Below are 336 nucleotides of genomic sequence, written 5' to 3'. Positions count from 1 at the left end.
GCGGCCAGGGCGTCGTTCGTCGCCGGGATACCTTGAGCAGTGCCGGCAGTTGACCGAAGCCCGGGCGGAGTTCGCGTGGCTGCGTGCAGGCTCGCAGATGGTGCAGCAGCAGGCGCTGCGGGACTTCCGCGTCGTCGCGGTCAAAGCTGCTGATGTGCGGCGTCTGTCGCGCAACGTCGGCGAGGTGCGGATCCCTAAGGTGGGCTGGGTACGGTTCCGCTGGTCCCGCGCGGTGCCCGAAGGGGTGAAGTCCTACCGCGTCACCCGCGACCGGGTGGGGCGCTGGCACGTGGCCTTCGCCGCGATCCCGGAACCGATCCCCGCGCCTGGCACGGG

The 336-nt window shown here is 71.4% G+C and carries 1 pseudogene; it reads left to right on the top strand.

Annotated elements, in window-relative coordinates:
* Positions 1–49: 49 nt before the first annotated feature.
* Positions 50–336 (top strand): annotated as a pseudogene (locus C1J01_RS48925) (hypothetical protein); the annotation flags it as partial.

Origin of the sequence: Nonomuraea aridisoli, assembly GCF_003236395.1 — a bacterium.
Lineage (GTDB): Bacteria > Actinomycetota > Actinomycetes > Streptosporangiales > Streptosporangiaceae > Nonomuraea > Nonomuraea aridisoli.
The sequence above is the reverse complement of the archived record's forward strand: the minus strand, read 5'-3'. Positions and strand labels throughout refer to the sequence as shown.